At 71.0% G+C, this 21897-nt stretch carries 33 protein-coding genes; 8 read left to right on the top strand and 25 right to left on the bottom strand.

What is annotated here, in order from left to right; translation table 11 throughout:
- Positions 1-412: hypothetical protein (locus ABD817_RS37640; protein ID WP_344923235.1), on the bottom strand; the 412-nt coding region annotated here is incomplete at its 3' end.
- Between the two features lie 180 nt (positions 413-592).
- Between ABD817_RS37640 and ABD817_RS37635 the strand changes: the two genes are divergently transcribed.
- The 4 genes from ABD817_RS37635 to ABD817_RS37620 are packed head-to-tail and all read left to right on the top strand — an operon-like array spanning position 593 to position 3521.
- On the top strand, positions 593-1297 hold the full coding sequence (locus ABD817_RS37635; RefSeq protein WP_344923234.1) for a hypothetical protein: 705 nt from the start codon (positions 593-595) through the stop codon (positions 1295-1297).
- 51 nt (positions 1298-1348) lie between these two features.
- Positions 1349-1882, top strand: a complete 534-nt coding sequence (locus ABD817_RS37630) for a hypothetical protein (protein WP_344923233.1) — start codon at positions 1349-1351, stop codon at positions 1880-1882.
- Positions 1879-2943 carry an MAB_1171c family putative transporter gene (locus ABD817_RS37625; RefSeq protein WP_344923232.1) on the top strand — a complete coding sequence of 355 codons (1065 nt, stop codon included), beginning with the start codon at positions 1879-1881 and terminating at the stop codon, positions 2941-2943. Before ABD817_RS37630 ends, ABD817_RS37625 begins: the two co-directional genes overlap by 4 nt.
- On the top strand, positions 2907-3521 hold the full coding sequence (locus tag ABD817_RS37620; RefSeq protein ID WP_344923231.1) for a hypothetical protein: 615 nt from the start codon (positions 2907-2909) through the stop codon (positions 3519-3521). The genes ABD817_RS37625 and ABD817_RS37620 overlap by 37 nt, the downstream gene beginning before the upstream one ends.
- A 25-nt stretch (positions 3522-3546) precedes the next feature.
- Here the strand turns inward: ABD817_RS37620 and ABD817_RS37615 are convergent, their stop codons facing one another.
- The 12 genes from ABD817_RS37615 to ABD817_RS37560 all read right to left on the bottom strand — a co-directional run bounded on the left by ABD817_RS37615 (position 3547) and on the right by ABD817_RS37560 (position 12280).
- Positions 3547-5220, bottom strand: coding sequence for a hypothetical protein (locus ABD817_RS37615; RefSeq protein WP_344923230.1), 1674 nt, complete (start codon positions 5218-5220; stop codon positions 3547-3549).
- The gene (locus ABD817_RS37610; protein WP_344923229.1) at positions 5217-5597 is read right to left on the bottom strand and encodes a DUF6221 family protein; all 381 of its coding nucleotides are present in this window, start codon (positions 5595-5597) and stop codon (positions 5217-5219) included. Before ABD817_RS37610 ends, ABD817_RS37615 begins: the two co-directional genes overlap by 4 nt.
- Positions 5594-5992 carry a DUF6221 family protein gene (locus ABD817_RS37605; protein WP_344923228.1) on the bottom strand — a complete coding sequence of 133 codons (399 nt, stop codon included), beginning with the start codon at positions 5990-5992 and terminating at the stop codon, positions 5594-5596. The genes ABD817_RS37610 and ABD817_RS37605 overlap by 4 nt, the downstream gene beginning before the upstream one ends.
- Entirely contained in the window at positions 5992-6312 is a 321-nt protein-coding gene (locus ABD817_RS37600; protein WP_344923227.1) for a hypothetical protein, read from the bottom strand. The genes ABD817_RS37605 and ABD817_RS37600 overlap by 1 nt, the downstream gene beginning before the upstream one ends.
- Positions 6309-7064 carry a hypothetical protein gene (locus tag ABD817_RS37595; protein WP_344923226.1) on the bottom strand — a complete coding sequence of 252 codons (756 nt, stop codon included), beginning with the start codon at positions 7062-7064 and terminating at the stop codon, positions 6309-6311. The genes ABD817_RS37600 and ABD817_RS37595 overlap by 4 nt, the downstream gene beginning before the upstream one ends.
- 34 nt (positions 7065-7098) lie before the next feature.
- A complete protein-coding gene (locus ABD817_RS37590) occupies positions 7099-7365 on the bottom strand; it encodes a hypothetical protein (protein ID WP_344923225.1) in 267 nt (88 codons plus the stop codon).
- Positions 7362-8171: a peptidoglycan recognition protein family protein gene (locus ABD817_RS37585; RefSeq protein WP_344923224.1), complete on the bottom strand. Its 810-nt coding sequence runs from the start codon at positions 8169-8171 to the stop codon at positions 7362-7364. Before ABD817_RS37585 ends, ABD817_RS37590 begins: the two co-directional genes overlap by 4 nt.
- Positions 8172-8335: 164 nt before the next feature.
- Entirely contained in the window at positions 8336-9049 is a 714-nt protein-coding gene (locus ABD817_RS37580) for a hypothetical protein (protein ID WP_344923223.1), read from the bottom strand.
- Between the two features lie 77 nt (positions 9050-9126).
- Positions 9127-9903 (bottom strand): hypothetical protein, encoded by a 777-nt coding sequence (locus ABD817_RS37575; protein ID WP_344923222.1) that lies wholly within the window; start codon positions 9901-9903, stop codon positions 9127-9129.
- Between the two features lie 56 nt (positions 9904-9959).
- Positions 9960-10979, bottom strand: coding sequence for a DUF3560 domain-containing protein (locus tag ABD817_RS37570; protein WP_344923221.1), 1020 nt, complete (start codon positions 10977-10979; stop codon positions 9960-9962).
- 131 nt (positions 10980-11110) lie between these two features.
- On the bottom strand, positions 11111-11446 hold the full coding sequence (locus tag ABD817_RS37565; protein ID WP_344923220.1) for a hypothetical protein: 336 nt from the start codon (positions 11444-11446) through the stop codon (positions 11111-11113).
- Between the two features lie 234 nt (positions 11447-11680).
- Entirely contained in the window at positions 11681-12280 is a 600-nt protein-coding gene (locus tag ABD817_RS37560) for a hypothetical protein (RefSeq protein WP_344923219.1), read from the bottom strand.
- Between the two features lie 194 nt (positions 12281-12474).
- On the opposite strand from ABD817_RS37560, the gene ABD817_RS37555 reads away from it, so the two are divergent.
- The 4 genes from ABD817_RS37555 to ABD817_RS37540 all read left to right on the top strand — a co-directional run bounded on the left by ABD817_RS37555 (position 12475) and on the right by ABD817_RS37540 (position 15262).
- Positions 12475-13356, top strand: coding sequence for a hypothetical protein (locus tag ABD817_RS37555; protein WP_344923218.1), 882 nt, complete (start codon positions 12475-12477; stop codon positions 13354-13356).
- Positions 13357-13445: 89 nt separating this feature from the next.
- Positions 13446-13739 (top strand): hypothetical protein, encoded by a 294-nt coding sequence (locus tag ABD817_RS37550; RefSeq protein WP_344923217.1) that lies wholly within the window; start codon positions 13446-13448, stop codon positions 13737-13739.
- A gap of 113 nt (positions 13740-13852) precedes the next feature.
- A complete protein-coding gene (locus ABD817_RS37545) occupies positions 13853-14212 on the top strand; it encodes a DUF3846 domain-containing protein (protein WP_344923216.1) in 360 nt (119 codons plus the stop codon).
- Positions 14213-14479: 267 nt separating this feature from the next.
- On the top strand, positions 14480-15262 hold the full coding sequence (locus tag ABD817_RS37540; protein ID WP_344923215.1) for a hypothetical protein: 783 nt from the start codon (positions 14480-14482) through the stop codon (positions 15260-15262).
- A gap of 86 nt (positions 15263-15348) precedes the next feature.
- On the opposite strand, the gene ABD817_RS37535 is transcribed toward ABD817_RS37540, so the two are convergent.
- The 12 genes from ABD817_RS37535 to ABD817_RS37480 form a co-directional block, all read right to left on the bottom strand.
- Positions 15349-16647: a hypothetical protein gene (locus ABD817_RS37535; protein ID WP_344923214.1), complete on the bottom strand. Its 1299-nt coding sequence runs from the start codon at positions 16645-16647 to the stop codon at positions 15349-15351.
- Positions 16644-17189 carry a hypothetical protein gene (locus ABD817_RS37530; RefSeq protein WP_344923212.1) on the bottom strand — a complete coding sequence of 182 codons (546 nt, stop codon included), beginning with the start codon at positions 17187-17189 and terminating at the stop codon, positions 16644-16646. The genes ABD817_RS37535 and ABD817_RS37530 overlap by 4 nt, the downstream gene beginning before the upstream one ends.
- A gap of 14 nt (positions 17190-17203) precedes the next feature.
- Positions 17204-17485, bottom strand: a complete 282-nt coding sequence (locus ABD817_RS37525; RefSeq protein ID WP_344923210.1) for a hypothetical protein — start codon at positions 17483-17485, stop codon at positions 17204-17206.
- Positions 17482-17874, bottom strand: coding sequence for a hypothetical protein (locus ABD817_RS37520; protein ID WP_344923209.1), 393 nt, complete (start codon positions 17872-17874; stop codon positions 17482-17484). Before ABD817_RS37520 ends, ABD817_RS37525 begins: the two co-directional genes overlap by 4 nt.
- Positions 17875-18087: 213 nt before the next feature.
- The gene (locus tag ABD817_RS37515) at positions 18088-18210 is read right to left on the bottom strand and encodes a hypothetical protein (protein ID WP_344923207.1); all 123 of its coding nucleotides are present in this window, start codon (positions 18208-18210) and stop codon (positions 18088-18090) included.
- An 11-nt stretch (positions 18211-18221) separates the two neighbouring features.
- Entirely contained in the window at positions 18222-18614 is a 393-nt protein-coding gene (locus ABD817_RS37510) for a hypothetical protein (RefSeq protein WP_344923206.1), read from the bottom strand.
- Positions 18615-18657: 43 nt separating this feature from the next.
- The gene (locus ABD817_RS37505; protein ID WP_344923205.1) at positions 18658-19422 is read right to left on the bottom strand and encodes a tRNA(His) guanylyltransferase Thg1 family protein; all 765 of its coding nucleotides are present in this window, start codon (positions 19420-19422) and stop codon (positions 18658-18660) included.
- Entirely contained in the window at positions 19419-19928 is a 510-nt protein-coding gene (locus tag ABD817_RS37500; RefSeq protein ID WP_344923204.1) for a hypothetical protein, read from the bottom strand. Before ABD817_RS37500 ends, ABD817_RS37505 begins: the two co-directional genes overlap by 4 nt.
- Positions 19925-20335 (bottom strand): hypothetical protein, encoded by a 411-nt coding sequence (locus ABD817_RS37495; RefSeq protein WP_344923202.1) that lies wholly within the window; start codon positions 20333-20335, stop codon positions 19925-19927. Before ABD817_RS37495 ends, ABD817_RS37500 begins: the two co-directional genes overlap by 4 nt.
- Before the next feature lie 36 nt (positions 20336-20371).
- Positions 20372-20719 (bottom strand): hypothetical protein, encoded by a 348-nt coding sequence (locus ABD817_RS37490; protein ID WP_344923200.1) that lies wholly within the window; start codon positions 20717-20719, stop codon positions 20372-20374.
- Complete coding sequence (locus tag ABD817_RS37485) at positions 20712-20933, bottom strand: hypothetical protein (protein ID WP_344923199.1); 222 nt, start codon at positions 20931-20933, stop codon at positions 20712-20714. The genes ABD817_RS37490 and ABD817_RS37485 overlap by 8 nt, the downstream gene beginning before the upstream one ends.
- Positions 20934-20997: 64 nt before the next feature.
- A complete protein-coding gene (locus ABD817_RS37480; protein WP_344923198.1) occupies positions 20998-21897 on the bottom strand; it encodes a hypothetical protein in 900 nt (299 codons plus the stop codon).

Genomic DNA, 21897 nt, shown 5'->3' with positions numbered 1-21897 from the left:
GGGGGGGGGGGGGGGGGGGGGGGGTGGTGCGGGCGCTGTGGGTGGCGGCGATCGCGGCCAGGGTCGCCTGTTCCTGGGCGATGAGGTTGGTGAGGTTGGCGGCGTGGGCGGGGGCGTCTCGGATGAGGTCGTAGACGAAGGTTTTGCCCCGTTGCAGGGGGGTGGCGAACGGCAGGCGGGCGATGACCGCCTTCGGTGTGACGTGCTCGTCTTGGTTGAGGCGTACGGTCTCGATCGCGAGGGCGGCGTGGAGGATCCGGCCTCGCTGGTCGTTGAGGGCGAGGCCGGAGGCGATGGCGTCCAGGCGGGCGAACTTGTCGTTGTCGTCTCCGGGTTGGTAGATGTCTTGGAGGTACTGCTCCAGGACGAAGGTGATGTCCGGTGTCGGTGCTTTGGTGGTGCTGTCGTTCACCCTGTGCCCCTCAGCGGTGTGTCAGCAGAGAGGGGCGTTAACCACAGTTAAGGCCCCGTTGTCCGTGTATGTTTACGGCTAAAGTCCTTAATGTCAACCACGGTTAACGGCCTTGATGAGGCGCTCTGGTTCCGCTAATGTCTGTCCTGTCAACCAGAGTTAACATAGGGGTGAGCTGGCATGTCGCTGTCTGCTCGGCTCACTTTCCTGTTCCAGCACGTCCTCAACCCCGCCGACGGGAAGCCGTTCAGCATCCGGGAGGTCTCCGCGGCGATCACCGCCGCCGGGGAGCCGATCACCGCCGCCTACCTGTCGCTGATCAGCACTGGATCGCGCACCACGGTGTCGCTGGAGAAGGCTCTGGGAATCGCCCAGTTCTTCGGTGTGCCCGTCCAGTACCTGCGCGCTGGCGCCGACGAGGCCCAGATGGCGTATGTCGCGCGTCTGGAGGCCCAGCTCGTCCTGCTCGCGGACGCCGTCCGCGCCGGGCAGATCCCCGAGCGCCTCAGGCACCTGTTCGCCACCCTGAAGAACCTGGAGACCGGGCAGCCGTACTCCCCGGGCGAGGCCTCGGCGGCGATCGCCGCGGCCGGGACACCGATCACCGAGCAGGCCCTGGCCGAGCTCGTCTCCGGTGAGCGGCGGTGGGCGCTGTTGAACGAGGTGACCGGCATCGCGCGGCTTTTTGGCGTGCCGGTGGAGTACCTGATCGGCGACGAGGAGATCCGCGAGCGGGTGGAATCTCAACTCGCCCTGCTCACGGCCATGAAGGACCAGCAGATCCAGCAGATCGCCTTGCGGGCGGCGGGCCTGGACGACTCCGCGCGCCGCCGGATCGCGCATGTGATCGAACGGGAACACGGCGAAAGACCCAATCAGGCATGAGAGATCACAAACTTTTGTAATCTTCGGACACACGTCCGGAAAGGTCTCGTCATGCCCCGCCGGTTCACCGTCCCTGCCCCTGTCCGTGCCGCGCTGGACGCGGTCCGCGCGCCTCGCCCGTTCGACGTCGGCGTCTACCTCGCCCGGGTGGAAGAGGTCCGCGGCCACCCGATCGTGTTGCACGAGGACAATCTGCCGCTCACGGTGTGCGGCCTGTGGCGGTTCGACGGGAGAACCGACCACATCCACGTCCCCCGCGGCACGACCGGTGTGCACCGGTGGCAGATCATCGGCCACGAGGTCGGGCACCTGCTGATGTCGTCGCCGGCGGAGACCTTCGGGCACGGCCTGGGCGCCGAGACGCAGTCGGCCCTCAGCCAGGACATGCAGTCCACGCTCACCGGCCTGTTTCCGGATCTGGATCCGGAGATGGTGGCCCGGTACATGGCGCGATCCCAGTACGAAGTCGAAGAGGAAAGGCACGCTGAGTTGTACGCGACACTCGCTATCGCCGGAGACCAGGCCGCTGAGCCTGAAGGCGGCCGGATCGGGCGGATCCGCCAGGCCATGGACGGTCTGCGGTGACGGGCTGGCTGATAACGGCGGCGCTGTGGGCCGCCGTCGCGGTGCGGCTGCGTCAGCGCGCCACCCGGCAAGACCAGGGGTTGTTGCTGATGTTCACAGGGATCGCGGTCGGGTTCACCCTGGCCCGCCCCGAGGTCGCCGCCCTGGTGGACGCTGGCGAGGTGACGCTGTCGTCGCTGCTGAAGCGCTGCACGGCGATGATCGGCGCGGTCGGCGTCGCCCTGTACATGTCCGGGGTGGCCGGTCGCCGCGGGCGGGTGCACATCATCGCGACGATCACGGTCATCATCTGCCTGATCATCACCTACTTCGCCGGCGCGGACCGGTGGGGTGAGACGAATGTGTTCTTCGCCGACCAGAGCCGGTTCACGCTGAACAGCGGGGAGGTCTGGGCGGGGTGGGCGCATTTCCTGCTGTGGTACCTGTATGTGGCGTTCGTCGTGCTCGCCCTGGCCGCGACGTGTGCCTCAGCCGCGGCGCAGACGAGCGGCGTGCTGCGCGTCCAGCTCGTCCTGTTCGGGGCCGGCGCGGTGTGGTGCGCCCTGTCGCCGGTGTACGCGCTGGCGGGCCTGGCCGGGCTGACCGTCTACGATCTGGGCTTCGACCAGACGTTCCTGCTGATCCCGAGCGTTCTGCTGCTGATCGCCGGGATGGCGTGGCAGGCGCTGCACCGCGGGGTCACTGCGGCGTACGCCTGGTGGCTGTACACCCGGCTGGGCGGCCTGTGGCGGCTGCTGGCGGGGCTGGAGCCGGGCGTGGTGCTGGAGGTCGGCGGGCCGTGGCGGCTGCGGCTGCACCGGCGGGTGGTCGAATGCCACGACGTGCTGCGTCAGCTGGCCGCGTACCTGCCGGAAGGTACGTACGAGAGCGGCCGGGTGGATGCGGGAGCCGCGGCGCTTCAGCTGCGGGAGGCTCTCACGGTGAGGCAGACCGGCGCCCCGGGCGGCGGGCTGGTGCCCGGGGCGCCGGTTGAAGGTGGAAACGATGTTCAGGAGGCGCAGTGGCTGATCAGGTTGTGGCGGGCGTGGAAGCGGTTGGGGCCGGTCCGCGTACCGGCCTGAACGGGTTCGCGTGGGCGGTGACGGAGGTGTTCGCGCCGCAGAACCTGATGCTGAGCCTGCCGCCGGTGGTCGGCGCGCTGGCGGCCGGCTGGGCGGGTGCGGCGTGGGGTGCGGGAGTCTCGGCGGTGTGCGGCGGGGTACCGGCTGCGGTGATCGCGGTCGGCGTGTGGCGGGGCCGGTTGGACTCGCGGCACATCGTGGAGCGCAGGAGCCGTTTCAAGCCGATGCTGGCGGCGCTGGCGGCCGTGCTGGTGACGCTACTGGTGTTGGTTCTGGCTGACGGGGAGCCGGTGGAGCTGACGGCGATGGTGGTGGTGATGCTCGGCTGGCTGGCGGTGCTGGGCCCGATCACCTTGTTGTGGAAGATCTCGTTTCATACGAGCACGGCGGCCGGGGTCGTGGTGGTGCTGGCGTACGTGCTGCCGGCCGTGGTGACGCTCGCGGTGGGTGCGGTGCTGGTGGCGGTGATCGGGTGGGCGAGGGTGCGGATTTCTCACCACACGCTCGCCCAGGCCGTCGCGGGTGCGGCGGCCGGGGCGGGTGTGGCGTGGGCGGTGTTCACCGCCATGGGCGTGTAGAAGGTTCAGCAGTGGGCGGCGGCACTCAGCTTTCGGAGGTGAGTGTCGCCGCCCGCTGCTCGCGTTCGGCGCGGATCACGTCGAGGGGCCGCATGTCGAGCGCCGTCTGCATCGCGATGACGTTCTCGGCGGCCAGCAGGTAGGCCCCCTCCTCGCTGTAGTACTGGCCGGGGGTCTTGGTGAGGGTGGCGCCTGCTTCGGCGAGTTTCTCGGCGGCGCGGGTCTGGGACGGCATGCGTTCCAGGGTCTCGCGGGCCTCTGCGACGCGGTGTTCGTAGGCTTCGACGGCCCGTTCGTGGGCGTGGACGTCGGCAGGGCTGGGAGTGGCCACCGGCCACCCGCCCTTGCGGTGGCCCTTCGGCCGGGTGCTGCACGACACCACGTAGCCGGTGTGCCACCACCGCGGCTCCTCGACGGCGCGCTGGGCAGAGTCGGTGCAGTAGGTGACGGGTTCGGAGCAGTGCTTGCACGTACTCACCGTCAGCGGCGCCGGCCGTAGCGACGGGTCGGTGGTGAGGCCCTGCAGCTGGACGAGCGCGCCGGCGTGGACCAGGCGGCCCGACTCGTCGTCGGCGGGCTTGGTCACCCGGTAGGTGACGGTGGCGGCGCTGCGCCGCCCGGTCTGGTCGCCGACGGTGATGGTCTCGCCGGGGTTCAGGTAGCGGGCGCAGTGGTCTTCGGGCAGGACGGCCCCGGCGTAGGTGCCCGTGGCGCCCAGGTCGAGGTAGGCATCACAGCCTTCAGGCACGATGGGGGGGCGGCAGATCAGGTAGGCGGGCGGCTGGTCGAACAGCGGTGCGCCCTCGGCCAGGGCGCGGTGGGCGATCTCGATCTGCTTCGTTTCGGGGTCGCGTGTCGTGTGGGCTCGGGAGTACGTGTCCGGCGAGGTGTTGGCGGCGGCGGACTTCTCCTCGGCGTCGAGCTCCGCGTGGAGCGCCTCAGCGGTCGCCGGCGGCAGGCGGGCCACGATGTCGTCGGCGGCGAGGTTGCGGCGGCGGCGGTCGGCGGCGGCGAGGATCGCGTCCCCCAGCAGCACCCCGTCGTCGTCGCCTGCTCCGTAGGGGTCGGCGTTGGGGTCGGACAGCTCGCGCATCGCCTGCGCCACGTACTTGGCGCCTTCCTTCTCGGAGAGGGTGCCGAGGACCTCCAGGGCGTCGCGGACGCGAGCGGGCGCCTCGTCGGCGGGGAAGTCGTAGCGGGAGGCGGTGACCTTGTAGACGAGGTTGGCGGCGGCGATAACGACGTCGTCGAAGTCCATTCCGACGCTGAGCTTGTGACGGGCCTGCCGGACGAGGAAGCTGGCGCGGTCGCGGATCGCGGCGCTGTCGATGACCCGGTAAGCGTCGCGGATGGTCTGGTGAACCGAAGGGGCGTAGGGCGGCAAGGCGTGCGAGGCGTTGAAGCCGGCTCCGGCGCGGATGATGTCGTGGGCCAGGAGCCGGCGGATGGTTTCGGTCAGCAGCTTCTTGGTGGCGTCGGGGACCTCGTCCCAGGGCACTCCGGGTTCCTCCCGGGGGCGGAAGCCGTAGGTGGGGGCGAAATCTTCGTAGTGGTTGTGGAAGGCGAGGGTGATTCGCTCGGCGGCGGTGTGGTCGCGGTCGTCCTGCTCCAGCTGGCAGATGCGGCAGGAGCGGGCGGTGCCGCAGCGGGCGCGCTGCCGGTCTCGGCGGGCGGTGACATGTCCGTGGCGGCCGATCATCGGGGGTCTCCAGTCTGTCCGGTGGTGAGGGTGGCGTAGCCGGGGTGGTCGGCGTACGGGGCGGCGAGGTCGGCGAGTTGCGGGCAGGTCGCGCCGGCCGGGGTTACCCAGGTGCCATCCAGGTGTGCGGCGCAGCCGGGGCATTCGCTGCTCGCGGTCGCGCCGGGGTGGCGGGCCAGGGTGCGCCGCTTGGCCTCGACCTCGGCCAGGGCCCGCGGGCCGCTGATGACGATCTGGTTGTGGCGGTGGTCGTCGTCCAGGACGTACAGCTCGTGGTCGCCCGGGGCCGGGCCGGTGCGCCGCGACTCGCGGGCCACCCACTCGTCTTCGTCGAGGCGGGCCGCGACGAAGACGGCCATCGGGTTCTGGCCGGTCATCTGGTCACCGCGCCGACCACGCGGGGGGATGCCTCGCTGTCGTCCCAGATCCTCGCGAGGATCGAGATCGTCGGGATGGGCAGGTTCTCGTCGTCTCCGTCGCCGTAGTAGCCGACGTGGGCGTCGAGGAGCTTGCGCACAGCCTCGACCATGCGGAGGGCGCGGGCGGGGTCGTGGCGGGCGATGTGGTCGCGCAGGTCGTCCGCGAGGAAGCCGTCAGCCCACGGGCCGACGGCCACGGCTGTCCCGGCCTGCTCGGTGAGGACGGCGTTGCTGAAGTGCCCGCCGGTTGACCATTCGGCTTCGCCGGCCTCGTCGGCTGCGGCGCGGGCCATCTCCTCGTCCTCGTCGAGGTGAGCGGCGAGGACGGCCATCGGGGTGTTCTGGGTGGTCATCAGGTGGGTTCTTTCTCGGCGGGGGCGACGCCTTGTTCGATGGCGCGGTCGGCGATGAAGCAGATGCTCTCCTCGCGGTCGGCGCCTCCGGGGATGATCGGGTACGCCTCCGCGATCAGGCGATTGAGGGTGCGAGACGGCAGACCGCCGAAGATGCGGTGGGCCTTGGCGAACTCCTCCTGGTGCCGTGTGGCCGCGGCGATCAGCACGTCGTCCATGGGGTCGTCCGCGCCGAAGGCGGCGAACGCCTCCTGGATGAGCTGGTGGCTGTAGGCCGGCCGCAGCTGTTCGAGGACGAGGCGCGCGTGGCCGCCGGTCACTGGGAGGCGCCGGCCTGCTCGGCGGGGATGGTGACGGAGGTGATGGCCACCATGGGGCCGACGAGCTCCGCGGGGCGGTTGCGTCGCGCGGCGGGGCGGCTCCCCCAGCCGATGACCTTGGCGGTCGCGCGGCTGCCGTCGGGGCAGCCGATGGTGATCTCGTCGCCGAAGGCGAAGGGGCGGACGCAGTTGCTTTCGTGGAGCCGGAAGGCGACGCTCCCGCCGTAGGGAATGATCAGCTTGGCCAGGTCGGCGGAGTCGTCGTAGGCGTCGCAGTCGTCGGGGACGCGCTCGCGGTTGCTTTCGTAGTCGGGGATCGCGGCGAAGCATGGGATGTTGCGCTCGATGATGAGGTCGGAGATGGCGAGCGCGATGTCATCGCCGCTCGCCTGGTCGTCGAGAGTGTGCATGGCGTGGTTGGTCAACACGCCGAGCGTCGTGGAGTGGATGGGGAGGCGGGCGATGCGGTCGTAGGCGACGGTGAGCCGCTCGGCCCTGTCCTCAGGCTGCTTCTGGGCGGCGCGGGCCGTGTGGGCGTCGTCAATGATGCCGCGGACGACGTAGACGGTGAACCCGCTCCAGGCGATGGTCACGGCGAGGGCGAGCATCAGGGTGGAGTAGGTATTCGGCAGAACGCTGTCGAGCGTCCAGACAAGCGCGTAGAAGGCCAGGACGCTGTTAGCGGTAAGGACCACGGCCTCCCGGATGGTTCGGGGAGTGAGGCGTACCTTGCGGGCGGGGGTGGGGGACATGACGGGGTTCTCCGTTCGGTGGGTGGTGCAGGGGTCAGGGGCGGGCGCGGAGTGCGGCTTGAAGTTCGGCGATTCGCCGGTCGCGGGCGGCGAGGTCAGCGCGCAGCTGGACGTCGGTCTTGGGTAGGCCGCCGGTGATGAGCAGGGCGAGGAGCATGAAGGGCCAGCACAGACCGATGGCGAAGCCGAAGGCGCGGGCCTCAATCGGGGCGAAAATGCCCGCGTTGAGTTCGGCCAAGGTGGCTTTGCGGGCGGTGATGACCAGGCCGACGAGGTAGATGAGGATGAGCCAGCCGGTCACCAGGCGGCTCCCCACGTGGCGGGGCCGACGATGCCGTCCACGGTGAGCTTCTTCTCACGCTGGAAGACCTTGGTGGCGGCGGCGGTCATCTTGCCGAACAGGCCGTCCACGGTGACGGTGTAGCCGAGGTCCTTGAGGCGCTGCTGCCAGGCGCGGACGTCGTCGCGGCGGGTGAGGGGGATGGCGGGGTTGTAGCGCATCAGGTGGCCCGGCCAGGGCTTGGCGACGGGCTTGTTCGGCTTGGCTGGGGTGGGCTTGGCGGGGGTGGGGGTTTCGCCCTTGAGGTACTGGCGGATGAGGTTGATGAACCAGTCCCACGGGAAGTTGTTGCCAGGGTCCCAGTGGTCGGAGCGGCGGTAGACGGCGGAGACGTCGGCGTGGCCGACGATGCCGCGTTCGCCGGCGCGCAGCTGGGCGCGGGTGAGGCGCCGGGCCGGGATGTCGTACTTGGCGCACCAGGCGGCGACGACGCGGGCGGCGTTGTGGAGCATCGCGATGCTGTAGGCGTCGGCCCACTGGGAGGTGCTCTGTCCGGCGCGGCCAGCCATCTCCAGGTGCAGGCCGTCGGCGTTGCAGCCGGGGGCGCCGAACGCGGTGTCGGCGTCGGCGACGCAGCGGACCGCTGAGTTGTTGTCCACGTTGATGTGGGCGGAGGCGGGCCGGTCGGCGGGCAGGCGCTGGAAGTAGCGGGCTACGTCCTCGGCGGTGGTGCCCGCCTCGGGGGATTCCATGGTGTGGATGACGATGACGCGGGGGGCGCCGGTGACTCGGCCTCGGTGGTAGTGCCGAGCTTGGATGGTGTCCACGCGTCTGCCCTCCCGGTTGGCGGCCAGGACGGGGTGTCCTGGCGTCTCGGGGAGGAAGAGTGGACGGTGACGGAGGTTAGTGTCTGCTCTCGTTTGCGCAGGTACGGGGAAGGGGCGCCCGCCGGTGTGGCGGACGCCCCTTCCTTCGTGGGGTGATGCAGGAGTCAGGGGGCGGCGTCGTGGTCGTCGGCGCCGACCAGGGCCGGGTTGAAGATGTGGAACCACTCGCCGTCGTAGCAGGTGATCCACTCGCCGCAACCGCAGGTTTCGAGGGCGCCCTGGCCATCGACGATCTCGGCCAGGTCCACCATGACGGGCTCGGGGTCGGGCTCGTCGTCGGCCGGGGGCTGCTCGGCGGGCGGCGCGGCCGGGAGTTGAATGGTGGTGCGGTGGAGGGTGGGGGCGGCCACGACGGCGTACCCCGGCGCGGCCTGCTCGGGCGGCGTGTCGTAGGGGTTGGTTGCGGCTCGGCGCCAGGGGGCGGGGGGAGACCAGGAGGGGCAGCCCCACGCGCAGGGCTTGGCGGCGTCGGCGGAGCAGACGGGGCAGGGGCGGACGTGGGCGGCGGCCGGGGAGTCGCCTGCGTCGTCCTCGTCCAGCTCCTGGAGGTACATGTCGTAGCCGCTGTACAGGGCGGTGGTGGGGGCGATGGCGTGGCGGTCAAGGAAGTGGCACAGGTCGGTGATGTAGTCGCGGGCGCTCTGCTCGGCGGCGGTCGGGTCGGTGAGGTCGCGGTCTCCTCGCGCGTTGTAGCTGGCGTCGGCGAATGCCTGGAGGGGGGAGGCTGCGCGGTCGGCGCGGTCGGTGTTGGTCAGGCCGCCGGAGTCGTCGGCGCCGCCGTCGGTGGGGGCGGGCTGGTCGGTGAGGGGGCTGTTCACGGGGTATTCCTTCCGGTGGTGGCTGGCCCTGCCCGCCGCTCGGGCAGGGCCAGCCGGGTGTTCACGGGGCGTCGGGGTCAGACGTCGTCGTCGTGCTCGTCGTCGGGAGGAGAGGCGAGGGCCTGGCGCTCGGCGAGCGTGGCCGCTTCGTCGGCGGTCGCGGCCCGCACGGTGGCGGCCCAGCGCTGGAGGTGCCCGCCGGGGCCGCTTTTCGTACGGCTGTCGTGGATGGGGGTGTTGCCGGGCAGGACGGCGGCGACGTACAGCGGGGGCGGGGCGTAGTCCAGGTCGAGCAGGCCGACGACGGTCCAGGCGGGCAGGTCGGGAGCGGGCGGGGTCTCGGGCTGAGGTTCCTCAGCGGGCTGTTCAGCAGGCGGTTGCCGCCAGGTGGGGCAGTTCCACGCGCACGCCTGGCCGGGGTCGGCGCCGCACCCCTGGGCGGGGTCGGCGCCGCACCCCTGGGCGGGGTCGCAGCCGAGGGTGTAGGCGGTGGACTTGGTGTAGCCGGGCTCGCCGTGGTGCTGCTCGTGGGCGTAGCGGGTGTACGCGGCGTGCAGGAGGTGGCCGGGGTGGAGTCCGGCGCGGTCGAGACGGTGGAACAGGTTGCCGATGAGGTCGCGGGCGGCCTGGTCGAGGTTGCCGGTGAGGGTGAGGTCGTCGTCGGGGGCGTGGTAGTGGTTGGCGGCGTAGGCGGTGAGAGCGGCGTCGGCGTACTCGGCGCGTTCGTCGTTGGTGGGGTTGGTGGCCGGGTCGTACGGGCGGCGCGGGCAGTTGTGCGCGCACTTCTGGCCGGGGGGCGCGCTGCATGTGTCGCAGGGGTCGGCCGGGCGGCGGGTGGGAGCGTCGAGGGTCACGAGGGGGTTCCTTCCGGTGGTGGTGCCCGCCCGCCGCTCGGGCGGGCACCAGGGGGTTACGGGGCGGTGGTGGGCGGGTACTTCTCGGCGGCCTCAGCCGCGCTGAGACGGCCCTGCACCTTGTCGTAGGGCAACGGGTCGGTCCACGAGTACGGCGAGTCCTCCTTGCGGGTGTAGAGGCGGCCAGCGGTCGCCACGAGGGCGGGCATGGTGAGGGACTTGAGGTTGACGCGGATCACCTCGACCCAGTGGCCGTCACGCAGGGCGAAATCACCCTTGGTGAAGTCGGCGGGCCCCCAGATCTTCACGCCGTCGGCCTGGGCCTGGGTGATGAGGTCCTCCCAATAGGCGAGGTGGTTGGCGAGCTCGCCGAGCTCGAACAGCAGGCGCTCGCGGTGCTCGCCGGTCGCGGGCCCGTTGGTGGTGGGGTGGCCGTGGTGGTTCACACCGTCCAGGGCGCGCTGGGTGCGTCTGTGGTCGGCGGTGAGCTTCTTGATGCGCCGCTGGGTGGTGCCGGGGTCGAGGCGGTGTTCCTGGAGGCGGGCGGCGGCTTTGGCCCGGCTTCCCCAGTAGGCGGAGCGGCGGTCTTCGTCGATCGCGGCCCGCATGTTCGTGTGGCTGCGGTCGAGCGCGTTGCGGTGGTGGCGGGACATGACGGGCTGCCCGGCGGGGATGCCCTCGACGGCGGCGTCGGAGGCGCGGCGGCGGCTGGTGGCGCGGTTGGCGGCGTTGCGCCCGTACTGGGCGAAGCGGTCGGCGCGGTCGTCGGCGCGCTCAGCGCGGTCGGCCTCGGCCTCGGCGACATCTCGGGTTTCGTCGCTGGTCTCCTCAGCCACCTGGTAGCCGAGACCGCGCAGGTGGGTGGCGATCTCCTGGGCGCGGGCCCGGTTGCGGGAGTTGTGCTTGCCCTGCGAGTGCGGCACGAACCAGGCGCCGACCTCGTCGCCGTGCTCGATGTGATCGGACCAGCGCAGCCCGGCGCCGCCGTTCTTGCGGTTGCCGAGAGCGCGGCGATCGGCGCGGGTGGTGCCGAGCACGATGATGCCCTGGCGAGGGGAGGTGTGGACGGTGAGCAAGGGAGGTGGTTCCTTCCGGTGGTTCCTTCCGGTGGTGGTGGCCAGGGCCGTACGCCGCTCGTACGGTCCGCGCCTTGGAGGTCGATCGGGCGGGGTGCCGCCCCGCTGTGTGGCAGGGCGGCACGGGTGGATCACAGGTCGGTGAACCAGGTGATGTCGGGGCTGTACTTCTCGGCGATCTCGGGGATGACCGGGATGCCCTTCTCCGAACCCTCGACGCGCTCCCAGACTCGCAGGCGGGGGCCGTAACGGGGCTTGAAGGTGACCAGGTCGTAGGAGCAAGCCATCTGGTGGTGATCGCCGCGCCGGAAGATGCAGCGGGCCTCGAAGGGGGTCAGGGTGGGGGCGAGGTGGGAGATGAACGCGACCGCTCCGGCGGGGGTGAGTTCGCCGGTGGCGATGGCCAGGTGCAGGTGCTCGGACAGGGCCTGAGGGTCGGGGATGGAGGAGATGGCTCTGGTGATCATGGGGTTCCTTCCGGCATCGGGGCGGTGCCGCTCACCGCCCCTTCCAACACCTCCAACTTTAGCGTAGTTCTGTAATGATGCAAACGGCGTTGGCGGCAAAAGATCGGGGGCGGTCGCCGCTCCCGCATGGGGGCAACGACCGCCCCCGGCGGGCGGTGCTCTGGTAGCCGGCGCCTGGTGGTCTGGCGGCCGGGGCCGCCCCGGAGGCGCCGGGGCGGCCAGGCGAGGGCGAGGTCAGTCGAGGAGGCCGTAGCGGAATTCGAGGGTGAACCGGTAGGTGGTGGGGGTGGCGAGTTCGTGGCGGCGGTCGGCGTCGTCGGCGCTGGCTCCCGCCAGGTCCGGGTAGCGGGTCTCGTATCGGCGGTCGGCGGCGCGCTGGATGCGGGTCAGCGCCTCGCTGGTCGGGCAGTACACGGGGTTCAGCCAGGTAATGAGGGCGGGGTCACCTCCGGCACGGGTGTTCTCCTCGGTCATCTGGGCGTGGCGGAAGCCGCGTCCGGCCGCGAGGAGGACTCGCTGGGTGTGGCTGAGGCCGCGCAGGTAGGTCTGGGCGATGGTCCGCAGGGTCACGAACATGTCGGCGACGCACTCGAAGCCGCGCCCGTCCACGTGGCGGGACATGTAGGCGAGGGCGAGGTGGATCTGCGTGTTGAGCTCGGCGAACGCGCCGGGGTCACCCTCGTACTTGGTGGCGATCTTGACGGCGGTCTCCGCGTGGTGCTTGGCCATGCCCACCGCGAAACGGGCAGGAGTGTCGGAGGTGATGTTCAGCTGCCGGGCGAGGTTGGACATGTGCTCGACGTGCAGGTCCGGGGTGCGAACGGTGCCGGTCATGGGGTCCTTCCGGTTCGGGGGCGGTGCCGCTCACCGCGCCACCAACACGTCTAACTTTAGCGTTGTTCTGTAATGAAGTCCAATCAGATTCGCCGCCAACTTCAGTGGACGTCATTACAGAACAACGCTAAGCTTTTGGTTGTCCGGGTGGCGGGGAGCGGCCCCGCCGCCCGGATCTACCGGAAGGACGCGCAATGCGCTTCACTCCCCTGGCTGTCCTGGCAGCCATCGCCGCCATCGTGGTGGCGCTCTGGGCGCCCGCCCCCGCGCTGGCCGCGCCGGGCACCGGCGACATCACCGCCCCCACCTCCGGCCAGACCGTGAAGGTCGGTGACTCGGTGAAGGTCGCGGCCACCGCCTCCGAGGTGTGCCAGGCGGCCATCACCCTCACCACGCCAGGCGGGCAGGCGTCCACCCTGGTGACCCGCGAGGCGCCGCTGTGCACGGGTGCGCTGTCGCTGGGCGCCTCGTTCACCCCGGAGGCGGCGGGCACCTACCGGCTGGCGCTGGCCGGGGATGTGCAGCTGAGCGTGGTGGAGATCACCGCCGCCGCTCCGGCCACGCCGACCCCCAGGGAGACGGTGACGGTGACCCCGTCGCCGACCGCCTCGGCGAGCACGTCGGCGACCCCGACGGCCACGCCGAAGCCGACGGTCACGGTCACGGTGACGCCGAAGGTCAAGACGCCGACCCCGACGCCGAAGCCCGCCGTGACGCGCACCGTGCGGGCCACGGTCACCGCGCCCGCCCCGCAGGTCGGCGCCGCCCCGGCGCCCGCTCCCGCGCCGGTCGTGGTGCTCACGGGGGCGCCCGCCCCCATGCCCGTCATGGACACGGCCACCGGCCAGGAGCCCGCCCAGGAAGTGGTGTTCCCCGCCGCGTCGTCCGCCCCGCCTGCCGGTGAGCCGGTCGCGCTCCAGCTGGTCGCGGTCGCCGGGCAGATGGCCGACGCGGTGTGGCGGCTGATCGTCGGGTTCGTGCTGTGCGGCGCCCTGGTCGGCGGTGGTCTGTGGCTGATGTTCACGCTGCGCAAGCGCGGATCCCGTCACAACGGGACCGGACGCAAGCGCGGCTGACAGGCCAGCATCCCCTCCCACCTCGCCCCGCCGCACCCTGCGGCGGGGCGAGGCCCCCTACCCCCGTACGCGCCGAACTGGAGCCCTCCGTGCCGCCCCTCGCCCCCATCTCCCCCCCTTACCCGCCTGTCGCTCCCCCGGTTTCCTACGTCGTGCCGCTCATCCCGACGCCGCTGCTGACGGAGTTCGACACCCCCGGGCACTGCGAGGACTGCGGGCGCCACGAGCCGCCCGTGGACGACTACGACAAGACGCTGTGCTGCGGCGCGCGGATCTGCCTCGGGGCGGACTGCCAGCACATCGCGACGTGCCGGACCTGCGACGGCCCGGCCGTGGAGTTCATCGAGGGCACCGGCTGGGTGTGCGCGAATACCGGGCACTGACCTACCGTTTTGCCGCTCACCGACTTGCTGACATTAGAGAACAACGCTAAGATTTAGGTGTTGGGCAGGGCGGTGAGCGGCACCGCCCCCCGGCCTACCGGAAGGAACCACCCATGGGCAACGCGCTCCTCATCCGCGAGAACGGCCAGTTCGAGACGGTCGCCATCGCCGACGGCGCCGAGGTCAACCTGGCCGTCATGTACAAGGAGATCGGCTGCCGCACCGTGGAAGTGGTCGCCCTGCGCGACGACCTCGACATGTGGCTCGACGGCGAGGGCCTGGACGGCAAGGAGGTCAACCCGGTCGCCACGGAACTCGCCCGCGACTGCGGGTTCATCTGGCAGAACTACCACGGCGCCGCCCTGCTGTGCGGCCACGACGCCGAGGGCAACAGCATCGGCCTGACCAGCGACCAGGAGGCGGTGCTCCGACTGCGGCTGGGGATGCTGCGGGCGCCGCTGTCCGTGAACTGACCGCCTGCCCCGGGGGCCGCACCACGCGGCCCCCGGGCTTGCCTCCTGCTCTCGTTCGGGGGGTATTGAGCAGTCCCGGTATCTGGTGAGGCTCCTCCCCGCGCGAAAGCCCTTCGGGCGGGCTGTACAGCCCCGTACGGCCCGCCCACCCCTGCCCCCGCCGTTCCCACGGCGGGCGGCGACCGCACCTGTTGCCGCTCCCGAGCCGCCGAACCGCCCGGACCCCGCCGGGCGGCTCGGCCCCCCTTTGGAAGGAACCTTCCCCGCATGAAACGCAGCCTGCGCCGCAACCTGCTTCGCGCCCTCCGCAACGGCAAACACCGGAACCGCTACAACGCGACCGCCCGCTTTCGCCTGCCCGCTCACGTCCTGGACGAGCAGCCGCCCGTGTGGGCCCCGGCCGGGTACGTGACCATCACGACCGGCTCGGCCTGGGCGCGGCGCCTGCCCGACGGCCGTCTTCACCTCCTGCTGTCGGCGGGCGGGCACACGTTCGAGGGCCGCACCGACCCGTACCAGTTGCTCGCCGGAACGCTCGCCCCGTACGGTGATGAAGAGGATTCCTGGCCGATCTGGCTGGTCAACAACAAACACCACCAGCTGCACGGCTACTCCGAGCCCGGCACCTACTCCCAGGCTGACCTCGCCGAAACCCATCCGCTGGCGCGGTGGCTGCGCTGGAACGACGGCTTGGACGAGCGGATGGAGGCCGGTCTCGGCGACTGGGTGCGGGCGTGCACGATCTACCAGCGCCGCCAGCTCATCCTGCCCGATGGGCTGCCGGTGTTCCTCGTCGAAGCGTTCATCAACGATGAGGAGTGGTTCCGGGAGGATCTCCAGCTCACGGTGACGCTGCTCGATGCGGCCCGCTCGATGTGGGGGCGGGGCTGCTCGGTGACGTTCCGAGCGGGGCACGGCTGGAAGGACACGCCGACGATGGAACGGGCGGCGTGGCCGCAGATCCTCGCCATGGCGGAGGGTGCGCCCGCCCAGGGTCTCGCCGACATCGCAGGCGTTCCCCCCGAGAGCGTGAGCCCCGTCTACCGCTGACCCAACCACCTACGGCCCGCCCCAGACTCTCCGGGGCGGGCCGTTTCATGTGTTCCTGAGACGCCAGGTTCTCGAGACCGTGGCGGCTACCAGAAGCGATCCCGGGAAAGGTCGAACGTCCACTTCGCGAATTCTTCCCTGGCGATGGCGGCGGGGCTCAGGCCCTGCTGCCATCGCCGCCAAGTGGTGTAGTCACGGCCGTCGTACACGAACAGCTCGACGTCGTCGTTCTCGCGGCTCACGTCGGCGGCCAGGAAAACACGCTCAGCGCGGCCGGTGTCGTTGCGCACCTGCGACCAGCCGCCCGGCAAGCGCGCGGCGTGGTCGTGGGCGGGCTCCGAACCGCCGCCGTCCTCGTCCAGCTCGTCCTCGTCGTCGGGGGCAGGGGTCTCTTTCGTCTCCCAGCCCGGCCGGCTCCTCTCCAGCGGCCCCGGCCACCCCCCGGCCGGTGAGGACGGCTCGAAGGGGGCACGCGACATCCACGTCTCAGCCTCGCGCGGATCCGCCCGGTTGCGCCCGTCTTGACCCACTGCGGCGGCCAGGCAGCCGCGCAGCGGCGGTTTCTCGGCTGCCAGGGAAAACAGGCCGGTGAAGTTGGCGAGCGACAGGTCCCCCTCGGGGTTGCCGTACACCTGCCGGTTCCACTCCAGCTTCAGCTCCCGCTCCAGCTCCTGCTCGATCACCTCGGTGAGGCTCCGCTCGGCGGGCTCCTCTGCGGGACCGGTGTCGGGTGCGGCCGGCTCCTGCGTCGGCGACACGTCGCTGAGGCTGTTGCCGAACAGCATCCGCCTCCACCACAGCTCGCGGGCCTCGGCGTCCAGCTGCTCGCCCACCTCCCGCTTCCGCTGCTCGGTGACAGCGCTCCCTGCGGGTGCCGCGAGCGCTCTGGCCGCGCGGTTCAGGTCGTAGAACTCCCAGTCGGCGTAGCGGGACTGGTAGGGCGCGGCCCGCAATCTCTCCAGGGCCCGGGTGAGCGCCTCCTGGGTGAGCGCCGCCGGGGCCGCCCGGTCGGGTGACGGCTTCGGCCCGCCGGCGGGCACGGGCGCGGCCGTGGCCGGCCCTTCGGGATGGTCGCCGGCGGCGAGGCGGGCCGCGTGGGTCAACACCGCGTTGTCCCGGCACGCCAGGCACGACGACGTCGAGCAGCCCGCCGGGCGCTCGGGGTGGGATGGGCACTCGACGCGTGCGCGCAAGATCCGCTCGGCGGCGCGGCGCAGCACCCGGGCGTCTCGCGCCTGCTGGACCTCCCGCCGTACCCGTCGGCGCTCCTGGCGGTGCCTGCGTACTCCGGCCACGCCCACGGAGCCGGTGCTGTCGGTGACGTAGAAGGGGGCGGGGTGCCAGGGTTCCCGGGGCGGTGTCCCGCTGTTCTCCTTGGCGCTCACAGGGAGTCACCTCCGGCGGCGTGCTCGGCTTCGAGTTCCGCTTCGGCCGCGCGGGCGGCCTCGACGACCCGCTCGGCCAGGCCGCTCAGGTCCACATTGTGCGAGACCTGGAAGCTTTCGCCCTTGGGGTTGGACACCTCGATGGCCTTGCGCTGCACCCAGTCCACCGGGTGCATCCGTGACAGCAGCTCCAGGGCGACGCGGCCGTTCGGCGGCGTGGTCTGCACTTCCTCCGACCCGTCGGGGCGGATCGTGCGCTTGATCTCGACGCCGCCGACCGCGTCGGCGAACGCCGCGGCGACCAGGATGTCGCGGGCCTTCGCTCGGGCCCGGATAACCCCGGCGGCGAAGTCCGCGTACAGGTCCGGGGCGTTGTCGGCCAGGCCGAGGTTACGCCAGTGGTGGACGGTGGACTCGGCGATGCCGACGAGCTCGGCGGCCGAGGCGATGCTGTGGCCGCCCTTGAGGGCGAGGAACAGGTCTTCCTGGAGCTCGGGGGTGAGCTTGATGGGTCTGCCTACCTTGGGCTCTTCGTCGCTCATGGGGCGCTCCACAGCTAGTTGAGGTCCGTCTTGGTGACGGTGGGCCGGATGACTGGTTCGGGGGTGCGGTCGCGGCGGAGTTTCTTGTACGTGCGGTTGGCCGCGGTGAGGCCGCCTGCGATGACCAGGAGGGTGATGAGGGTCCACAGGATGCCGGCGAGGACTCCGTCTGCGAGGACGGCGACGGCCAGGCCCCCGATGAGGAGGGCGCTGCCGAAGATGTGGAGGAGGAAGGCGCCGCATCCGGAGAGGAAGGCGAGGGCTTCGCGGTTGCTGGTGTCGGTGCTGGTGCTCATGTGGTGGCCTTGTCTGTGTCGCGGGTGAACCAGGGGTTGGGGGTGAGGGCAGGGAACTCGGCGGTGGCCGGTTCCTCGGGGGTGAGGCCGAGGACGGAGAGGGGGACGCCGAAGGCGTCAGCGAGGTCGGCTGGGGTCAGCTCGCGGGGTTCGCGAAAGGCCCGGGTCTGCTCGTCGTCGGCGACGGCCAGCTGGGCGACCAGACCGGACACCAGGGGGGCGAGCTGGGTCGCGTGGCCGTCAGGGGTGATCTCGAAATGCGCGGTCGCCGGGGCGGCCGGCGGGCGGGCGGCGGGGTGGCGGCGCCGGCTGTATTCGGCTTCGAGGCGGTCGTAGATCGGGGTGCCGAGGTCGCGGGGGATGGGGGCCGCGGTGGGGATCGTGGTCATGACGCGGGAGCATCGCGGCGGGGATGGGTTAGTGTCTGGGTTCGTTTGTGCAGGTACGCGTGAAGCCCCGCGCTCGGTGGGGGGCGCGGGGCTTCACGGTCAGGGTGAGGGCGTTGCTGCCATTTTGGGAGTTGCTGGCAGCAGTTGGGAGTTCCTCCCAGCCCTGGGAGATGTTGGGAGTTGGCTGGGAGTTCGAGCAGGCGCCCGAGGTGGTTACCTCTTGCGCTGTTCGAAGAGAGCGACCAGGCGGCGCAGCGGCCGGGGGACGTTCCATCCCACGGTGAGGTACACGTTTTCCCTCACCTTCCATGTGCGCTGGTGCTCGTAGGTGTCCACGGTTCGGCTCCTCATTTTTGCGGAAGGTCCCGGGCGATGGCGGCCTGCTCGGGCGCCATGGTTTCCTGCTCTCCGGGGGCGGGGGCGGCCGAGTGCTCTCCCCGTTCGATGCGCCCGCACAAGATCCGTACGTCCTCGCACAGCGGGTCGTCCGACGCGGCGAAGTAGTGGCGGACCATGGCGGCGATGTGGGTGCGCTCGTCGGCGCGCACCCGTTCGGCGACCAGCTTGTCGCGTCTGCGCGTCATGTCGGAGGTGAGCCCGCACTCGCCGCAGGATGCGATGTCGCCTTGCCAGGTGACGGTCTTGTGGTCGCGGTTCAAACAGGTCCAGAACTGCACGGGCGCTTCCGCGAGCTCCTCGGGGAGGTCGAAGGTGTCGGTCGCGTTGGTAGGCGTGGTCATTGGTGATCTTTCTGGGTCGTCAGTTTTGCGGGAGGTTGGCTCCTCACTTTTGCGGGTGGTCCCCGGGGGTGAGGGTCGGCAGGGTGGGGATGGTCGAGGCCAGCCAACTGTCCGGCTCGGCGGTGAAGTGCGGGGCGGCCTGCGTCTCCCACCAGGAGCGGATGGAACTGATGGTGGCCTGCTCGGCGGCGCGGCGGGTGCAGACCCGTCCGCGTTTCGCACCGTCGGGGTAGTTGTTCCAGTTGATGCCCTCGGCCCACAGCATGTTCTGCATGTCGTCGGTGGACTTGCGGTGCAGGTCGCGGTGGGAGAAAACCGCCTGGGCGGCCATGGTGATGCTGTTGCGGACGCAGTCGCGTTGCCGCCACAGGAAGTAGTTGGCGACCTCGACGGGGCTGGAGAGGGTGAACACGCGAGCGTCGAACAGGGCCCGCCGCCCGCCGTACGGGGTGGCGTACGCCTCGTTGAACGCAACCGTGGCGAGGGACGCGGCGATGCTGGTCATCTTCTGGACGACGCCGCCGAACCACGGCTGTGTGCCGTGGCTGGTGAAGTCGGTGATCAGGACAGAGCACTCGTCGGACTGGGTGTAGGCGAGGACGCTGCCGGAGATCTCGGCGCAAAGGGCTTTGCCGACCTCGTCCATGCAGTCCATGACGCGGTCGTCGAACGGGCGTTCGGCGTGGCGCAGGAAGGTGTGGAACGCGCGTCCGTCCACCCTGAGGATCGTGTACGTGCGGGGCGGGAGGACGGCCCGGGTGGTGGCTTCGTAGCGCTTCATCCGGTCGCCGAGGCTGTCGGTGGTCATCGGGTGTCCGTTCCGGGGGTGAGGAGTACGCCTCCGGGGCCGATGCGGGGGCGGGGCAGGGTGAGGAGGTAGGGCTGGCGGCAGGGCGGTACTCGGTAGTGGGTGCCGTACTGGGGGGTGTGCCAGTGGACGCGTTCGCAGTGCGGGCATTCGTCCACGACGGCGAGTTTCCGGCCGGGTTCGGCGCCGTGGACGCCGACGGCGAGGCGGGCGGTGACGCGGGTGGTGATGATGCAGACCTCGGTGCGGCCGGGCTGGGCGCTGTTGGCGCACAGGACGCGGCACCGCGGCGAGCACAGGCCGCGGCCTTCGGGTTTGCCGCAGACCATGCAGGTGGGTTCGCAGTCCTGGGCCTTGGCTTCTTCGGTGAGGCGGGCGCGGGGGATGTTGAGGACGTGGTTTCGGCGGGGGGCGGGCTTGGCGTGCGGGAGGCGCTCGTCGGGGCGGGGAAGGGGCCGGGTGGGGGGCTGGGGGAGGTCCCAGAGGGTGGCCTGGCCGGGAGTCACGGCTCCTCGCTTCCGGTCGGGGCGGGCTCGGCGGGTCCGCCGGCGGAGCGGGTCTTGCGCTGGCGGGGCTTGGACGGTGGGGCGGGCTTGTGGTGTTTGAGGCCGTAGTTCTTGCCGCGCTTCCCGACGATCCATTCGCCGGTGATGACGCCCTTGTCGAGGGTGGTGGAGAGGATCAGGTCGCCGAGGTCGGCGAGGAACATGGGGTAGGTGCGGCCGTTGGCGTCCTCCCACAGGAAGTAGGCGGCGGAGCGGCCTCGCTGGGAGCCGCGGAAGGTGAGGGTGGCGGTGAACGGGGTGTTGGGCCGCCAGTCGGTCGGCACCGATCCGAGTTGCGCGCTGTAGGACGGCCCGGGGTAGTGCTGGAGGTTTCCGCGGGCGTCGTAAGGGGCTTTGTCGATGGGCACGGCGTGGCCTTCCGAGGGGGGCGGGTCGGGTGGGGGTCAGGGTTTGGCGGGGGTTTCGAGCTCGTCGGCGAGCGCCAGGCCCACGGCAACGACGCTGTCGCCTGTGATGAGGCGGTCGTGGCGCTTGATGAAGGCCCGGAAGTTAGCGAGCCCGTGGGGGCCGTCCTCGAAGATCTGCCGGACCTGGGCGGCGCTGTCGGCGCGCTGGCGGGCGGCGGCGTCGGCCTGGATGGTCGGGGCGACTCGCGCGAGGATGAAGGCCATCAGCTCGTCGAGCGCGATGTGACCCAAGTGGTTGCGCGGGGCCTCGTGCCAGGCTTCGGTGGCGTCCAGAACCCACTCCTCGGGGAGCCCGAGGAGATGAGAGTAGGGGGGCTCAGCCACGGCTCGTCCCCTCCTTCTGGATGCAGCGTCCGGCCGGGGCGTGGGCCTTGATGTGAGCCCAGGTGTCGCCGTCCCACTCGTCGCTGTGCGGGGTGGCGGAGAAGCGGACGTATTTCTGGCCGGGCTCGATGGTGTTGAGGCAGACTTCGCAGCCTCCGTTGAGGCCGGGGACGTGGCGGATACGAGCGGTGCGGGCATCGGCGAACGAAGCCACGGTGTCTCCTCTCTGGTGGGGAGAGGGGCGGCGCTGGTGGCGCCGCCCCGGGGGCGGGTGAGGGTCAGGGCTTGGTGGGGGTGTACTCGGTGGAGCCGAGGGGGACGTGGCCGGTGCCGTCGCAGTGGTGGCATGCAGCGGCCTTGGCGTCGGTGACGACGGCGACCCAGTGGGCGACGGCCCGGTCCCAGGCGTGGATCGCGGCTTCCTGGTTGGGGCCGGGGACGCGGTCGGGGACGGGCAGGCGCAGGTGGCGGGTGACGAGCACCGGCCGCTCGACGGGCTTGGGCTTGCGGCGGGAGGGCCCGTACTGGTTGGGCGGGGTGACCCACTGGGTGCGGGGCAGGTCGAGCGGCACCTGGATGGTGACGTCGAGGTGGTTGTCCTTGACGTAGCAGTACTGGACTCCGGGCAGGGCCTTGATGACGTTCTTGAGGTGGTCGCGGAGGCCGTCGAGGTAGCCGGGGAACAGGTGCAGGTATTCGGGCCGCTGGGTGAGGACGGAGGGCAGGGAGGCGTGCCAGGGGCGCTCTCCGAAGACGTCGGGGACGGCGTCTGTCAGGACGGGCCAGCCGGTGGTGGAGATGGTGGTGATGACGTCGGCGACGGGCTCGGTGACGGGCTTGTACAGGTTGTAGTGGATGGTCTCGGTGTCGAGGCTTCCGGCGGCCGCGGTCTCGAACTCCTCGGGGGTGAGGGTGGGGGGGAACTTCTCCGACGCGGTGGCCGGGTCGCGCAGCGTGTAGCTGGTGGTGCGGTCCCACTGCGGGATGTGGATGGTGATCTCGGGGGCGGGGCCGGTGCTGGCCCACCAGCCGGGCTTGTTCAGTTCGGTCATGGGGATGTCCCCGGGGGCGTAGACCTTGCGCTTGCTGCGCGCGTGGCGGCTGGTGCCCGTCTCGGGCAGGTAGTACATGTGGGTGTCGCCCTGGACGAGGACGTAGCGGTCGTTGATCGCGGTCAT

The organism is Streptosporangium oxazolinicum (assembly GCF_039537505.1).
In the GTDB taxonomy this organism is placed as follows: domain Bacteria; phylum Actinomycetota; class Actinomycetes; order Streptosporangiales; family Streptosporangiaceae; genus Streptosporangium; species Streptosporangium oxazolinicum.
This window is presented reverse-complemented; position numbering and strand designations above follow the sequence as displayed.

What these genes read in the sequence shown, in the direction of transcription:
- ABD817_RS37635 (WP_344923234.1), top strand. Translation starts at nt 593, where the DNA reads ATGTCGCTGTCTGCTCGGCTCACTTTCCTGTTCCAGCACGTCCTCAAC.
- ABD817_RS37630 (WP_344923233.1), top strand. Translation starts at nt 1,349, where the DNA reads ATGCCCCGCCGGTTCACCGTCCCTGCCCCTGTCCGTGCCGCGCTGGAC.
- ABD817_RS37615 (WP_344923230.1), bottom strand. Translation starts at nt 5,220, where the DNA reads ATGATCGGCCGCCACGGACATGTCACCGCCCGCCGAGACCGGCAGCGC.
- ABD817_RS37610 (WP_344923229.1), bottom strand. Translation starts at nt 5,597, where the DNA reads ATGACCGGCCAGAACCCGATGGCCGTCTTCGTCGCGGCCCGCCTCGAC.
- ABD817_RS37605 (WP_344923228.1), bottom strand. Translation starts at nt 5,992, where the DNA reads ATGACCACCCAGAACACCCCGATGGCCGTCCTCGCCGCTCACCTCGAC.
- ABD817_RS37595 (WP_344923226.1), bottom strand. Translation starts at nt 7,064, where the DNA reads ATGTCCCCCACCCCCGCCCGCAAGGTACGCCTCACTCCCCGAACCATC.
- ABD817_RS37565 (WP_344923220.1), bottom strand. Translation starts at nt 11,446, where the DNA reads ATGATCACCAGAGCCATCTCCTCCATCCCCGACCCTCAGGCCCTGTCC.
- ABD817_RS37560 (WP_344923219.1), bottom strand. Translation starts at nt 12,280, where the DNA reads ATGACCGGCACCGTTCGCACCCCGGACCTGCACGTCGAGCACATGTCC.
- ABD817_RS37555 (WP_344923218.1), top strand. Translation starts at nt 12,475, where the DNA reads ATGCGCTTCACTCCCCTGGCTGTCCTGGCAGCCATCGCCGCCATCGTG.
- ABD817_RS37545 (WP_344923216.1), top strand. Translation starts at nt 13,853, where the DNA reads ATGGGCAACGCGCTCCTCATCCGCGAGAACGGCCAGTTCGAGACGGTC.
- ABD817_RS37540 (WP_344923215.1), top strand. Translation starts at nt 14,480, where the DNA reads ATGAAACGCAGCCTGCGCCGCAACCTGCTTCGCGCCCTCCGCAACGGC.
- ABD817_RS37530 (WP_344923212.1), bottom strand. Translation starts at nt 17,189, where the DNA reads ATGAGCGACGAAGAGCCCAAGGTAGGCAGACCCATCAAGCTCACCCCC.
- ABD817_RS37525 (WP_344923210.1), bottom strand. Translation starts at nt 17,485, where the DNA reads ATGAGCACCAGCACCGACACCAGCAACCGCGAAGCCCTCGCCTTCCTC.
- ABD817_RS37520 (WP_344923209.1), bottom strand. Translation starts at nt 17,874, where the DNA reads ATGACCACGATCCCCACCGCGGCCCCCATCCCCCGCGACCTCGGCACC.
- ABD817_RS37510 (WP_344923206.1), bottom strand. Translation starts at nt 18,614, where the DNA reads ATGACCACGCCTACCAACGCGACCGACACCTTCGACCTCCCCGAGGAG.
- ABD817_RS37505 (WP_344923205.1), bottom strand. Translation starts at nt 19,422, where the DNA reads ATGACCACCGACAGCCTCGGCGACCGGATGAAGCGCTACGAAGCCACC.
- ABD817_RS37480 (WP_344923198.1), bottom strand. Translation starts at nt 21,897, where the DNA reads ATGACCGCGATCAACGACCGCTACGTCCTCGTCCAGGGCGACACCCAC.